The 14195-nt window shown below is 72.2% G+C and carries 11 protein-coding genes; 4 read left to right on the top strand and 7 right to left on the bottom strand.

The features are described 5' to 3' along the window. Window positions 1-14: 14 nt before the first annotated feature. From iolD to iolC, 4 genes are read right to left on the bottom strand one after another with little or no spacing between them, the layout of a single operon-like run. Window positions 15-1892 carry a 3D-(3,5/4)-trihydroxycyclohexane-1,2-dione acylhydrolase (decyclizing) gene (gene iolD, locus ACZ7KF_RS18090; RefSeq protein ID WP_471075314.1) on the bottom strand — a complete coding sequence of 626 codons (1878 nt, stop codon included), beginning with the start codon at window positions 1890-1892 and terminating at the stop codon, window positions 15-17. Further along, window positions 1889-2713: a 5-deoxy-glucuronate isomerase gene (iolB, locus tag ACZ7KF_RS18085; protein WP_471075310.1), complete on the bottom strand. Its 825-nt coding sequence runs from the start codon at window positions 2711-2713 to the stop codon at window positions 1889-1891. Before iolB ends, iolD begins: the two co-directional genes overlap by 4 nt. 7 nt (window positions 2714-2720) lie before the next feature. After that, window positions 2721-3605 carry a Cgl0159 family (beta/alpha)8-fold protein gene (locus tag ACZ7KF_RS18080; RefSeq protein WP_471075471.1) on the bottom strand — a complete coding sequence of 295 codons (885 nt, stop codon included), beginning with the start codon at window positions 3603-3605 and terminating at the stop codon, window positions 2721-2723. 59 nt (window positions 3606-3664) lie between these two features. After that, complete coding sequence (iolC, locus tag ACZ7KF_RS18075; RefSeq protein ID WP_471075308.1) at window positions 3665-4615, bottom strand: 5-dehydro-2-deoxygluconokinase; 951 nt, start codon at window positions 4613-4615, stop codon at window positions 3665-3667. Window positions 4616-5031: 416 nt separating this feature from the next. On the opposite strand from iolC, the gene ACZ7KF_RS18070 reads away from it, so the two are divergent. Beyond that, entirely contained in the window at window positions 5032-5232 is a 201-nt protein-coding gene (locus tag ACZ7KF_RS18070; protein WP_471075306.1) for a helix-turn-helix transcriptional regulator, read from the top strand. Window positions 5233-5318: 86 nt separating this feature from the next. On the opposite strand, the gene ACZ7KF_RS18065 is transcribed toward ACZ7KF_RS18070, so the two are convergent. Together ACZ7KF_RS18065 and ACZ7KF_RS18060 are read right to left on the bottom strand one after the other, a co-directional pair. Beyond that, the gene (locus tag ACZ7KF_RS18065; RefSeq protein ID WP_471075303.1) at window positions 5319-6362 is read right to left on the bottom strand and encodes a zinc-dependent alcohol dehydrogenase family protein; all 1044 of its coding nucleotides are present in this window, start codon (window positions 6360-6362) and stop codon (window positions 5319-5321) included. Window positions 6363-6392: 30 nt separating this feature from the next. Continuing rightward, the gene (locus ACZ7KF_RS18060; RefSeq protein ID WP_471075468.1) at window positions 6393-8669 is read right to left on the bottom strand and encodes an MMPL family transporter; all 2277 of its coding nucleotides are present in this window, start codon (window positions 8667-8669) and stop codon (window positions 6393-6395) included. Window positions 8670-8855: 186 nt separating this feature from the next. Here ACZ7KF_RS18060 and ACZ7KF_RS18055 point away from each other — a divergent pair, with 186 nt between their 5' ends. The 3 genes from ACZ7KF_RS18055 to ACZ7KF_RS18045 all read left to right on the top strand — a co-directional run bounded on the left by ACZ7KF_RS18055 (window position 8856) and on the right by ACZ7KF_RS18045 (window position 12210). Next, window positions 8856-9497: a TetR/AcrR family transcriptional regulator gene (locus tag ACZ7KF_RS18055; protein WP_471075300.1), complete on the top strand. Its 642-nt coding sequence runs from the start codon at window positions 8856-8858 to the stop codon at window positions 9495-9497. Between the two features lie 134 nt (window positions 9498-9631). Next, window positions 9632-9871: a heavy-metal-associated domain-containing protein gene (locus tag ACZ7KF_RS18050; RefSeq protein ID WP_225828673.1), complete on the top strand. Its 240-nt coding sequence runs from the start codon at window positions 9632-9634 to the stop codon at window positions 9869-9871. An 86-nt stretch (window positions 9872-9957) separates the two neighbouring features. Beyond that, the gene (locus tag ACZ7KF_RS18045; protein ID WP_471075297.1) at window positions 9958-12210 is read left to right on the top strand and encodes a heavy metal translocating P-type ATPase; all 2253 of its coding nucleotides are present in this window, start codon (window positions 9958-9960) and stop codon (window positions 12208-12210) included. A gap of 593 nt (window positions 12211-12803) precedes the next feature. Here the strand turns inward: ACZ7KF_RS18045 and ACZ7KF_RS18040 are convergent. Beyond that, complete coding sequence (locus tag ACZ7KF_RS18040; protein ID WP_471075294.1) at window positions 12804-14093, bottom strand: citrate synthase; 1290 nt, start codon at window positions 14091-14093, stop codon at window positions 12804-12806. Window positions 14094-14195: the final 102 nt, after the last annotated feature.

Below are 14195 nucleotides of genomic sequence, written 5' to 3'. Positions count from 1 at the left end.
CCAGAGACTCCTTCTTACAGATGGCGGCGTCGGGTCGAGACGTGCCGTTCGTACAGCTCACGTGCCTTGACCGCCGACGGTCGGGTCGCGGTCTCGGCCACAGGAACATCCCACCAGGCCTGCGCCGGAGGCGCGCCCGACACAGTGTCGGACGTTTCGGTCTCCACGTAGACACATGTGGGAGTGTCGGCGGCCCGCGCCTCGGCGAGCGCCGCGCGCAGGTCGCCCACGCTCTTCGCGCGCAGCACCCGCATGCCCAGGCTGGCCGCGTTGGCGGCGAGGTCGACGGGCAGCGGGGCACCCGTGTACGTGCCCTCCGCCGTCGGGAACCGGTAGGCCGTGCCGAACCGCTCGCCGCCCACCGACTCCGAGAGCCCGCCGATGGACGCGTACCCGTGGTTCTGCACCAGCAGGACCTTGATCGCGATGCCCTCCTGCACGGCGGTCACGATCTCCGTCGGCATCATCAGATAGGTGCCGTCACCGACCAGCGCCCACACGGGCCGCTCGGGCGCGGCGAGCTTCACACCGAGGGCGGCCGGGATCTCGTAGCCCATGCAGGAGTAGCCGTACTCCAGGTGGTACTGGTCGTACGACCGCGCCCGCCACAGCTTGTGCAGGTCGCCGGGGAGCGAGCCGGCCGCGTTGACGATGATGTCCGACTCGTCCACCAGGGCGTCCAGAGCCCCGATGACCTGCGGCTGGGTCGGCCGCGCAGCGGGGTCCCCGGCCTCGAAGCAGGCGTCGACGCGCTGCTCCCAGCGCTCCTTGTCCTCGGTGTACTCGGTGACGTACCCGTCGGCGACGGTGTGCCCGTGCATGACCAGGGCCTCGGTCAGCTCGCCGAGTCCGCTGCGGGCGTCCGCGATCAGCGGGAGCCCGGCGAGCTTGTGGCCGTCGAAGGGCGCGATGGTGAGGTTCAGGAAGCGGACGTCCGGGTTCTCGAAGAGGGTGCCGGAGGCGGTGGTGAAGTCGGTGTAGCGGGTGCCGACGCCGATCACCAGGTCCGCGGTGCGGGCCAGCCCGTCGGCTGTCGCGGTGCCGGTGTGGCCGACCCCGCCGACGTCCTGCGGGTGGTCGTGGCGGAGCGAGCCCTTGCCGGCCTGGGTGGAGGCGACGGGGATGCGGGTCGCCGCGGCGAACTCCGCGAGCGCCGCCTCGGCGCGGCTGTGGTGGACACCGCCGCCGGCGATGACCAGGGGCCGGCGCGCCGCACGGACCGCACGGACCGCCTCGGCCAGCTCGGTCGGGTCCGCGCCCGGCCGCCGCACGGTCCACACCCGCTCGGCGAAGAACTCCTCCGGCCACTCGAACGCCTCCGCCTGGACGTCCTGCGGCAGGGCGAGCGTGACCGCGCCGGTCTCCACCGGGTCGGTGAGGACCCGCACGGCCTGGAGCGCGCTCGGCATCAGGGCCTCCGGCCGGGTGATCCGGTCGAAGTACTTCGACACCGGACGCAGGGTGTCGTTGACCGACGCATCTCCCGCGTACGGCACCTCCAGCTGCTGGAGGACCGGGTCGGCGGGGCGGGTGGCGAAGACGTCGCCGGGGAGGAGGAGGACCGGGAGGTGGTTGATGGTGGCCAGGGCGGCGCCGGTGACGAGGTTGGTCGCGCCGGGCCCGATCGACGTCGTCACCGCGTGCGTGGACAGGCGGTTCGCCTGGCGGGCGTAGCCGACCGCCGCGTGCACCATGGACTGCTCGTTGCGGCCCTGGTGATACGGCATCACGTCCTGGTACTCGATCAGCGCCTGGCCGATCCCGGCGACGTTGCCGTGCCCGAAGATGCCCCAGGTGGCGCCGATCAGCCGCTGCCGCTCGCCGTCCCGCTCGGTGTACTGCGCGGCGAGGAAGCGGACGAGCGCCTGGGCGACGGTCAGCCGGATCGTCATCGGTATCCCCCTGTGGTCGCGGTGTGGTCGGGGTGGAAGCAGATCCGCCACTCCCGGGTCTCGCCGGGGCCCGCCATGACGTTCAGGTAGTACATGTCATGCCCGGGCTGGGCGATGGACGGTCCGTGCCAGCCGTCCGGGACGAGGACGGCGTCGCCGGAGCGGACCTCGGCGAGCACGTCGGCACCGCCCTCGCGCGAGGGGAACACCCGCTGGTAGCCGAGCCCGCCGGAACCCGCGATCTCGAAGTAGTAGATCTCCTCCAGCTCGGACTCCTCGCCCGGCCGGTGCTCGTCGTGCTTGTGCGGCGGGTACGAGGACCAGTTGCCGCCCGGGGTGATCACCTCGACGGCGATCAGCGTGTCGCAGTCGAAGGAGTCGGCCGAGGCGAAGTTGCGCACCCGGCGGGCGCAGGTACCGCTGCCGCGCACCTCGACGGGAACCTCCGGCGCGGGGCCGTAGCGGGCGGGGAGTCGTCGCTCGCACTTCGCTCCTGCCAGGGCGAAGCGGCCTCCCGCGCCGGAGGCGATCTGGACCCGGGAATCCCGGGGGGCGTACGCGAAGTCCGAGACGTCCGCGAACACGCTCTCCCGGCCCAGGAGTTGGAACTCGTTTCCCTCAATTTGTACGGTACATCCGCCTTCCAGCGGAAGCACGATCCATTCACTGTCGCCCGTGGTGAACGTATGGCTGCCACCGGGCGCCAACTCGACGACACGCAGGCTGCTGTGTGTCCAGCCGGCCAACTTGGGATCGATGTCGACGGCGTACTGGGGGTTCGCGGTGGTGCCCTTGGGAAGATGCAGATCGGTGCTGGTCATGCGGCCCTCACAGCAGTCCTACGGCGGTGTCCACGGCGGCGGCCACATCGCCGTCCGCCGGGTACAGCAGCGAGCGGCCGACCACCAGGCCGCGCACGGTGGGGAGTCGGAGCGCGCCGCGCCACTTCTCGTAGGCGGCCTCCTGGTCCCCGGGCGAGTCACCGATGTCCCCGCCGAGCAGCACGGCGGGGAGCGTGGAGGTCTCCATGACCCGGGCCATGTCGTCGGGGTTCTCGGTGACCGGCACCTTCAGCCAGGTGTAGGCGGAGGAGCCGCCGAGGCCGGAGGCGATGGCGATGGACCGGATGACCGCTTCGGCGGACAGGTCGTTCGTCAGCCTGCCCTCGGGGGTGCGGAGGCTGATGAACGGCTCCACGAACACCGGCAGTCTGCGCGCGGCCATGGCGTCGATGGCGCGTGCGGTGGACTCCAGGGTGGTGAGGGAGCCCGGGTCGGTGTAGTCGACGCGCAGCAGCAGTTTGCCCGCGTCGAAGCCGAGCCGCTCGATGTCCTCGGGGCGGTGGCCGGTGAACCGGTCGTCCAGTTCGAAGCTCGCGCCCTGGAGGCCGCCGCGGTTCATCGACCCCATGACGACCTTGTGGTCCAGGGCGCCGAGGAGGAGCAGGTCGTCCAGGATGTCGGCGGTGGCGAGGACGCCGTCGACGCCGGGCCGGGACAGCGCGAGACAGAGGCGTTCGAGCAGGTCGGCGCGGTTGGCCATGGCGAGTTTGCGGTCGCCGACGCCGAGCGCGCCGCGGGCCGGGTGGTCGGCGGCGACGATCATCAGCCGGCCGTTCTCCTTGAGCAGGGGTCTGCGGGCCCGGCGGGTGGCGGCCTCGGCGATCGCCTCGGGGTGGTGGGTGCGGATCCGGACCAGCTCGGCGGTGTCCACGCGGGACCGCCGGGTGCCGTCGCCGCCGTGCGGGTGCGTCCCGGCGACGCGGCCGGCCCTCACAGCACCGCTCCGGCGTCGAGCGCGGCGGCCACCTCGGCCGGGGTCGGCATCGCGGAGGAGCACTCCAGGCGGGAGGCGACGATGGCGCCGGCCGCGTTGGCGTGCCGCATGACCGTCTCCAGGTCCCAGCCGGCCAGCAGGCCGTGGCAGAGGGAGCCGCCGAAGGCGTCCCCGGCGCCCAGCCCGTTGAGGACGGTGACGGGCAGCGGCGGGACTTCGACGGACTCACCGTCGCGGTGGACGGCGAGGACTCCCTTGGGGCCCTGCTTGACGACGGCCAGCTCGACCCCGGCGTCCAGCAGGGCGCGGGCGGCGGCATGCGGCTCGCGCACCCCGGTGGCGACCTCGACCTCGTCCAGGTTGCCGACGGCGACCGTGGTGTGGCGCAGGGCCTCGGCGTAGAAGGGGCGGGCCCGGTCCGGATCGCTCCAGAACATGGGGCGCCAGTCCAGGTCGAAGACCGTGGTCCCCGCCCTGTCCCGCCGGGCGAGGGCCGCGAGGGTCGCCGTGCGGCTCGGCTCCTCGCTCAGGCCGGTGCCGGTGACCCAGAAGACGCGGGCCCGGCGGATGGCGTCGAGGTCCAGCTCGTGGGCGTGGATCTCCAGGTCGGGGGCCTTGGGCTGCCGGTAGAAGTAGAGCGGGAAGTCGTCCGGCGGGAAGACCTCGCAGAAGGTGACCGGGGTCGGCAGCCCGGGGACGGGGGTGACCCAGCGGTCGTCGACGCCGAAGCCGCGCAGCGCCTCGTGCAGATAGGCGCCGAACGGGTCGTCGCCGGTGCGGGTGATCACGGCGGTGTGCCGGCCGAGCCGGGCCGCGGCGACCGCGACGTTCGTCGCCGACCCGCCGAGGAACTTGCCGAACGACGACACCCGGGCCAGCGGGACACCGGTCTGCAGCGGGTAGAGGTCCACTCCGATCCGCCCCATGGTGATCAGGTCGTAGGCCATCGGCTTCCCTTCGTCATGGCTCTCCCCGGCTTTCTAGTCCCGCACGCCGAACCCTGTCAATGTTTTGTCCAGACATTCGGACCAGTTCCCGTGGAGGCGGGGCGCGGCCCGCTCGGACGCCGGACTCCCGCCGGTACGCGCCGCCGACCGCGCGGTCCGGGCGCGCCGCCATCCGGAGGCCACGGGAACCGCCCCTCACATGGTTGCCCCCTGTGACCGATCCGTCACAAAAGCCTCGCTCGTGTCACACGTGTCGCGTGTACGCGGCCTCTCGGTCACACCCGGACGACAGGCCCCCACCATTGGTCACTCTGCGTCGTTCACCGGGCACAGGCTTGGTGATCGCCAGCGCAGCGCCCGGTCCCCCCGGCGGCCGTTCCGGTCGCCTCCGCGGTGCGCGCAGGGAGGTGCAACTCATGACCGACCGACGGCTCTGGTCCTACAAGGAGATCGCGGCGCACATCCGGGTGCAGCCGGACACCGTACGGTCCTATCGCAAGCACGGGCTGCTGCCTCCCCCCGACCACGTCGAGGGCGGCAAGCCCTACTGGTACGCCGAAACCGTCCGCGCCTGGGTCGCCTCCCGCCCCCGCAACCGTGCCCGAGGAGACGACTGACCCCGGCCCTTCCCGTCCTTCCCCTCGCGTCCGTGCCGTGCCCCGTCCGCCGCACGCGGCGGGGCACGGGGGGCTGCCGGACCCCGTCAGCTCCAGGGTTCGACGACCGTCACGCCCGCCGCCGGGGCCGCGTCCATCGCCGCGAGTGCCGCCGGGGCCGCGTCGAGCGGGATCGTCCGGGTGACCAGGAGGTCGGGACGCAGCACGCCGGAGCGGACCAGTTCGAGCATGCCGGGGTAGGCGTGGGCGGCCATGCCGTGACTGCCCAGGAGTTCCAGCTCCAGGGCGATCACGCGGGCCATCGGCACCGGGGTGGTGCCGTCGGCCGAGGGCAGCAGACCGACCTGGACGTGCCGGCCGCGGCGGCGCAGGGAGCCGACCGAGCCCGCACAGGTGACGGGGGATCCGAGGGCGTCCAGCGAGAGGTGGGCGCCGCCGCCGGTCAGGGCGACGACGGCCTCCGCGGTGTCGGTCACCCGGGCCGCGTCCACCGTGTGCACCGCACCGAACCCGCGCGCGAGGTCGAGCGCTCGGGGTGAGACGTCGACCGCGACCACCCGGGCCCCCGAGGCCGCCGCGATCATCACCGCCGACAGGCCGACCCCGCCGCAGCCGTGCACCGCGACCCACTCACCGGGCGCCACCCGGCCCTGCTGCACCACGGCACGGAAGGCGGTGGCGAAGCGGCAGCCGAGGGCGGCGGCGGTGGCGTACGTCATGTCGTCCGGGAGCGCGACGAGATTGACGTCGGCGTGGTCGAGCGCGACGTACTCGGCGAAGGAGCCCCAGTGGTGGAAGCCGGGCTGGGTCTGCCGTTCGCACACCTGCTGGTCGCCGGCCGCGCAGGACGGGCAGCTGCCGCAGGCGCAGACGAAGGGCACGGTGACCCGGTCGCCGGGCCGCCACCCGGTCACCCGGGACCCCACCGACGCGACCACGCCGGCGAGTTCGTGCCCCGGCACGTGCGGCAGCGTGATGTCGGGGTCGTGGCCCATCCAGCCGTGCCAGTCGCTGCGGCAGAGACCGGTGGCCTGGACGCGGACGACCACGCCGTGCTCGGCGGGCTCCGGGTCGGGCACCTCCCTCACCTCGGCCGGCTTCCCGTACTCCGCGAACACCACGGCACGCATGCGCACTCCTCTCGGGGACCTGCGCGAAGGCTAGACGCTCCGGCCGTCGCCCGGCCGCGCCGCCGGCACCGGCTCGTCGTGCCCGACCGCGCCGCGGCCCGCGGCCTCATGGGGCGTACCGGGCCCGCCCTCGCTCAGACCGAACCGCCGGTGGAGGCGCCGCAGGGGTGCCGGGGCCCACCAGGTGGCGCGGCCGGTGAGGCGCATGATGGCCGGGACCAGGAGGCTGCGGACCACCATCGCGTCCATCAGCACCGCGAGCGCGATGCCGAGGCCCAGCATCTTGGTGTTGGTCACCCGGGAGGTGCCGATGGCGACCATCACCACGGCGAGGATGACCGCCGCCGCGGTGATCAGCCCGCCCGTGCGCTGGAGTCCGTGCCGCACCGCCTCGTCGTGGTCGCCCGTGCGGTCGTACTCCTCCTTGATGCGGGAGAGCAGGAACACGCCGTAGTCCATGGACAGGCCGAAGGCCACGCAGAACATCAGGACGGGCAGGGTGGTCTCGATGGAGCCGGGGCTGGTGAAGCCGAGCGGGCCCGACAGGTGGCCGTCCTGGAAGACCCAGACGACCGCGCCGAACATCGCCGTCAGACTGAGCGCGTTGAGCACCACGGCCTGGAGGGGTATCAGCACGCTGCCGGTGAGCAGGAAGACCAGCAGGAGCGTGACCACGGCGATGAACACGGCCGCCCAGGGCAGGCGTTCCGCTATGGCGTGCTTGGTGTCCACGAGGACGGCGGCCGTGCCGGTCACCTTCGTGTCGAAGCCGGCCCGCAGTGAGCGCAGGTCGCCGACCAGCCGCTGGGCGGGGCCGTCCACGGCCTCGCCCCTCGGCTGGACCGTGAAGTAGGCGGTGTCGCCCTTGACCAGGGGACCGTCGACGCGGGCCACTCCGGGCAGTTCGGCCACCCGCTGCTTGTAGGCGGCGTACTGGGACTCGGTGGCTCCGCCCTCGGCGAGGACCTCCAGGCCGCCGCCGGGGCTGCCGGGGAAGCCTTCGCGGATGTGCTGCTGCACCACATGGGACGCGGCGGTGGAGGGCAGCTGCCGGTCGTCGGCCGTACCGAACGTCACTCCCAGGAAGGGCAGTCCGAGCAGCACCAGCAGGGCGGTGGTGCCGAGGGCGAAGAGCGGGGCGCGGCGCATCACCAGCCCGGCCGCACGCGCCCAGGCCGTGCCCTCGGCCGGCTTCGGCTCGCGGCCGCGGCGCACGAGGCGGCGCAGGTCCAGGGAGTTGACCCGGTGGCCGAGCAGGACCAGTGCGGCCGGGAGCAGGATCAGGGCGGCTGCCGCCGCGAGGAGGACCACGGCGATGCCGGCGTAGGCGAAGGACCGCAGGAAGTACTGCGGGAAGACCAACATGGCGGCCAGGGAGACCGCGACCGTCAGGGCGGAGAAGAGCACCGTGCGGCCCGCCGTGCGCAGGGTCGTGCCCACGGCGGTCAGCGGCTCGGCGCCGGCGGACAGCTCCTCGCGGTAGCGGCGGACGATGAACAAGGCGTAGTCGATGGCCAGGCCCAGGCCGAGGGCCGTGGTGAGGTTCAGCGCGAAGACCGAGACGTCGGTGAAGGTGGTCAGGCCGCGCAGCACCGCGTTCGTGCCGAGGATGGCGACGACGCCGATGCCCAGCGGGAGCAGGGCCGCCACCGCGCTGCCGAAGACCATGACCAGCAGCACCAGGGTGATCGGCAGGGCGATCAGCTCGGCGCGGGTGAGGTCCTCCTTGATGATGGTCTGCATCTCGTGCCGCACCGCGACGATGCCGCCGATCCTCACCCGGACCGGGCCGTGCGTGCCCTGGTAGTGGGGGGATATGCGGTCCAGGGTCCGGCCCATCGCGCTCTCGTCGCCGGTGACGCGGGCGGCGATCAGGGCCTCGTGCCCGTCCTCGGCACGCAGGGCGGGGGCGGCGGCGGGGTCGGCCTGCCAGTAGGAGCCGACGCCGGTCACGCCCCGCTCCCCCGCCAGCCGCCCGGCCAGGGCGCGGGCCTTTGCGGCCACCGCCGGGTCGTCGACCGAGGCGCGGCCCGCGTCGACCAGGAGCAGCAGGTTCGGCTGGGAGGCGGGGAACTCGCGCTCCAGCGCCTTGGTCGCGTACGTCGACTCGGCGGCCGGGTCCTCCCAGCCACCGCTGCCGAGACGGTCCGCGACCCCGCCGCCGGCCAGCACGGCGAGCGCGGTGAGCACCAGGGCCACCAGGAGGGACAGCCGCGGACGGGCGGTCACGAACCGGGTCCAGCGGCCCGGCCGGGGCGCCGGCGACCGCCGCGGCCCCTCCTCCGCGCGCCGCTCCCCCGAGCGCATGGGTGTGTCGACTTCGGCCATCGTGCGGTGTCCCCTTCACCCTGACCAGCGCGACCGCGCGCGAGCACGGCAGCATGGATGAGCCATTGCCATAGACTGACAAACACGAGAGATCGCTCGCGTTTCATCAGAATGCGAGCGAACGCTCGCGTTTGTCAATCGTGTCCTGAGAACTGGGGATCACGCGTGTCCGACACCACGGAGAAGGAGCAGCAGCCGCGCCGCCGCCAGGCCCGCGGCGAACGCCGCATCGCGCAGCTGCTCGCAGCCGCCGCCCAGGTCTTCTGCACCACCGGCTACACCGCCGCCAGCACCAACGCCATCGCCCGCGAGGCCGGCGTCTCGCCCGGCACGCTCTACCAGTTCTTCCCGAACAAGGAAGCGATCGCGATCGAGCTGGGCGAGCGGCTGATGCACGAGATGCGGGAGGCGTACGGCGAGGCCCTGGTGCCCGTCGATCCGGCCACCCCGCTGGAGGAGGCCATCGGCTCGGCCGTCGACCGGTTCATGGCCTTCAACACCGACCACCCGGTGTTCTTCGCGCTCCTGCACGGCCCCGACGTCCCGGGCCGGATGGCCGAGGCGCACGACCAGCTCCACACGACCGTGATCGGCCGCATCGAGGCACTGCTCGGCTCGCTCATGCCCGACGCCGCGCCGGCCGATGTCAGCCGTACGGCCCGCGTCTGCCTCGGCGTCTACAAGGCCGGCCTGGAGCTGGTGCTGACCCACGAGGGGGCCGAGCGCGCGGCGTACACCCAGGAGACCAAGGACGTCCTGATCCGCTACCTGGAGCCCCTGGTGGGCGACCGGCCCGGCCGCGCCTGAGACGGCCCGCACCACGCCGCCCGAAGCGCCGGGCCCGCACCGGGACGCCATACCCCCTAGGGGTACAGTGGAGGAAGCGTGGGACCCCGTCGCGGATCCCACCGGTCCCACACGCCTCCACGAGGAGTAACGACATGACCGCCCAGACCGACACCCCGGGCTCCGTCACCACCGTCTACCAGGTGACCGGCATGAGCTGTGGCCACTGCGAAGGCTCCGTCTCCGGCGAGATCTCCCGGATCCCGGGCGTCAGCTCGGTGAAGGCCGTCGCGTCGACCGGCGAGGTGACCGTCGTGTCCGAGGCCCCGCTGGACGACGAGGCCGTGCGCGCCGCCGTCGACGAGGCCGGCTTCGAGCTGGCCGGCAAGGCCTGAGCACGTCCCTTCCTTCCCCCGACCGGGCCGTGCCGACCAGCTGATACTGGATCCGTACGGCCCGGTCCGATGTCTGGAGTCCGGACATGACCAGCACCACTGCCCAGCCGGGGGGCACGGCCCCCGCCGGCGCCGAGGTCGAGCTGCTCATCGGCGGCATGACCTGCGCCTCCTGCGCCGCCCGGGTGGAGAAGAAGCTCAACCGGATGGCGGGCGTCAGCGCCACCGTCAACTTCGCCACCGAGAAGGCCAAGGTCGCCTACGCCGACGGCGTCCGGGTCGCCGACCTGATCGCCACCGTGGAGAGGACGGGCTACACCGCCGCGGAACCCCCGCCGCCGGAACCCGCGCCCGAGCCCGCGGCGGAGACGACCGCACGGGATCCCGAGCTGGGCGCCCTGCGGCACCGCCTGCTCGTCTCCGCGCTGCTCGCCGCCCCCGTCGTCCTGCTCGCGATGATCCCGGCGCTCCAGTTCGACAACTGGCAGTGGCTCTCGCTCACCCTCGCCGCGCCGGTCGTCGTCTGGGGCGGCGCCCCCTTCCACCGGGCCGCCTGGACCAACCTCCGGCACGGCGCCGCCACCATGGACACCCTCGTCTCGGTCGGCACGCTGGCCGCGTTCGGCTGGTCGCTGTGGGCGCTGTTCCTCGGCCACGCGGGCATGCCCGGCATGCGCGACGAGTTCCGCCTCACCGTCTCCCGCATGGACGGCGCCTCCACCATCTACCTGGAGGTCGCCGCCGGGGTCGTCGCGCTGATCCTGCTCGGCCGTTACCTGGAGGCCCGCTCCAAGCGCCGCGCGGGCGCCGCCCTGAGGGCCCTGATGGAGCTGGGCGCCAAGGACGTGGCGGTCGTACGGGACGGCCGCGAGGTGCGGGTGCCGGTGTCGTCCCTGGCCGTCGGCGACCGTTTCGTCGTCCGGCCCGGCGAGAAGATCGCCACCGACGGCACGGTCGTGGAGGGCGTCTCCGCGGTGGACACGTCGATGCTGACCGGCGAGTCGGTGCCGGTGGACGTCGGCCCCGGCGACCGGGTCACCGGCGCCACGGTCAACGCGGGCGGCCGGCTGCTCGTGGAGGCCGGCCGGGTCGGCGCGGACACCCGGCTCGCCCGGATGGCGAGGCTCGTGGAGGACGCGCAGAACGGCAAGGCCGAGGTGCAGCGGCTCGCCGACCGGGTCTCCGCGGTGTTCGTGCCCGTGGTCCTCCTCATCGCGCTCGGCACCTTCGGCGTCCGGCTCGGCGTCACCGGCGACACGGCCGCCGCGTTCACGGCCGCCGTCGCCGTGCTGATCATCGCCTGCCCCTGCGCGCTGGGCCTCGCCACGCCGACCGCGCTGATGGTCGGGACCGGGCGCGGCGCCCAGCTCGGCATCCTGATCAAGGGCCCCGAGGTGCTGGAGTCCACCCGCCGCGTGGACACGGTCGTCCTGGACAAGACCGGCACGGTCACCACCGGCCGGATGAGCCTGCAGGCGGTGTACGTCGCCGACGGCGAGGACGAGAAGGAGCTGCTGCGGCTCGCGGGCGCCCTGGAGCACGCCTCCGAGCACCCCGTGGCCCGCGCGATCGCCGTCGGCGCCGAGGAACGGGCCGGAACGCTGCCCGCGGTCGAGCACTTCGAGAACGTCCCCGGGCGCGGCGTCCGCGGACGCGTGAACGGCCTTGAGGTGGCCGTGGGGCGCCTCTACGACGAGCTGCCGCAGGAGTTGGCCCGCGCGGCCCGCGAGGCCGAGCAGCAGGGCCGTACGGCCGTCGTGGCCGGCTGGGAGGGGCGGGCCCGCGGGGTCCTCGCCGTCGCCGACGCGGTCAAGGACACCAGCGCCGAGGCGGTCCGCGAACTGCGCGCGCTGGGACTCACGCCGCTGCTGCTCACCGGGGACAACCGCACGGTCGCCGAGGCGGTCGCGAAGACGGTCGGCATCGACCCCGGGGACGTGTTCGCCGAGGTGCTGCCCGAGGACAAGGTGGACGTCGTACGACGGCTGCAGGCCGAGGGGCGGTCCGTGGCCATGGTCGGCGACGGCGTGAACGACGCCGCCGCGCTCGCCACCGCCGACCTGGGCCTGGCCATGGGCACCGGCACGGACGCGGCGATCGAGGCCGGCGACCTGACGCTGGTGCGCGGGGACCTGCGCGTGGCCGCGGACGCGATCCGGCTGTCCCGCAGGACGCTCGCCACCATCAAGGGCAATCTGGTGTGGGCCTTCGGCTACAACGTCGCCGCGCTGCCGCTGGCCGCCGCCGGTCTCCTCAACCCGATGATCGCGGGGGCGGCGATGGCCTTCTCCTCGGTGTTCGTGGTGACCAACAGCCTGCGGCTGCGGAGCTTCCGGTGACCCCGGCCGCAATTGACCGCACCGATGTCCCGGTCCCCCTGGAGTCCGGCGCGAGCCTCACATAAGCTCTTCACAAGGCTCGCGCATCATCCTTACGCTTGGGTCCTGATTGCCATATCGGGGCTCTTGCGCACCTAAGGGACATATGCAAGAGACGCAGATCACAGTGATGCGAACGTAACCATCGAAGGGGTTCGAAGGTCTAAGTTGGCAATGTCAGAACAGCGTCTTGGGGGGCGCTGACTGGCATCTGAGGATGTCTTGGGGGACTTCCTCAGAGATGCGTTGCCGGGGCACGTACACCGGGAAGCTTTGAGCGGCCCTCCCAGCGTGCGTTGTCCCGGCAGATCGCACCGCATCACTGGAGCAGGGCGAGTTTTGCTCGTTCTGCTCACAGACAGCGATTTCAGGCGCTGTCCTCTCCGAGCGCCCGGCCGGATCCCGTGGGGGGAATCCGCACCGGGACATGGGAAGGCGCCCTGGTCGTCGGCCCGTGGGGGGACCGGCGTCTCAGGGCGCCTTCCGCTTGTCCGTGGCTCGGTTCGCCGCCGATTCAGGGCCCGCCCACCGGGCAGGCCCCGTCACTCACCGGCTCAGCGCTCCTCGACCGGCACGAAGTCGCGCTCGACCACACCGGTGTAGATCTGGCGCGGACGGCCGATGCGGGAGCCCGGCTCCTTGATCATCTCGGTCCACTGGGCGATCCAGCCCGGCAGACGGCCGAGGGCGAACAGGACCGTGAACATCTCGGTCGGGAAGCCCATGGCCCGGTAGATCAGACCGGTGTAGAAGTCGACGTTCGGGTAGAGGTTGCGCGAGACGAAGTAGTCGTCGGAGAGCGCGTGCTCCTCCAGCTTCAGCGCGATGTCCAGCAGCTCGTCGGACTTGCCGAGCGCGGAGAGGACGTCGTGCGCGGCAGCCTTGATGATCTTGGCGCGCGGGTCGAAGCTCTTGTAGACCCGGTGGCCGAAGCCCATCAGGCGGACGCCGTCCTCCTTGTTCTTCACCTTGCGGATGAAGGAGTCGACGTCGCCACCGTTGGCCTGGATGCCTTCCAGCATCTCCAGCACGGACTGGTTGGCGCCACCGTGCAGCGGACCCCACAGCGCGCTGATGCCGGCCGAGATCGAGGCGAACATGTTCGCCTGCGAGGAGCCGACCAGGCGGACCGTGGAGGTCGAGCAGTTCTGCTCGTGGTCGGCGTGCAGGATCAGCAGCTTGTCGAGCGCGGAGACCACGACCGGGTCCAGCTCGAACTCCTGTGCCGGGACCGAGAAGGTCATGCGCAGGAAGTTCTCGACGTAGCCGAGGTCGTTGCGCGGGTAGACGAAGGGGTGACCGATCGACTTCTTGTACGCGTACGCCGCGATCGTCGGAAGCTTGGCGAGCAGGCGGATCGTCGAGAGGTCGCGCTGGCGCTCGTCGAACGGGTTGTGGCTGTCCTGGTAGAAGGTCGACAGCGCAGAGACCACCGACGACAGCATGGCCATCGGGTGGGCGTCGCGCGGGAAGCCCTTGTAGAAGTTCTTGACGTCCTCGTGCAGCAGCGTGTGCCGCGTGATGTCGTTCTGGAACGTCGTCAGCTGGTCGACGGTGGGCAGTTCGCCGTTGATCAGCAGGTACGCCACCTCGAGGAAGGTGGAGCGCTCGGCCAGCTGCTCGATGGGGTAGCCGCGGTAGCGGAGGATGCCCGCCTCGCCGTCGAGGTAGGTGACCGCGGATTTGTAGGCGGCCGTGTTGCCGTAACCGCTGTCCAGAGTCACCAGACCGGTCTGGGCGCGAAGCTTCCCGATGTCGAAGCCCTTGTCGCCGACGGTGCTGTCGACCACCGGGTAGGTGTACTCGCCGTCGCCGTACCGCAGTACTACAGAGTTGTCGCTCACGTCTTCCCTCACCGACGTAGTGCCTCATCTTCGAGGTGCCCTGACTGTCTCTACCATCCCCCATTTGGCTCAGGAGAGTGCACTCGGGGTCGACCATTGGGC

The organism is Streptomyces sp. NPDC038200 (assembly GCF_055600785.1).
Note: the sequence above shows the minus strand (reverse complement) of the source record. Positions and strands in the feature narration are given on the sequence as shown.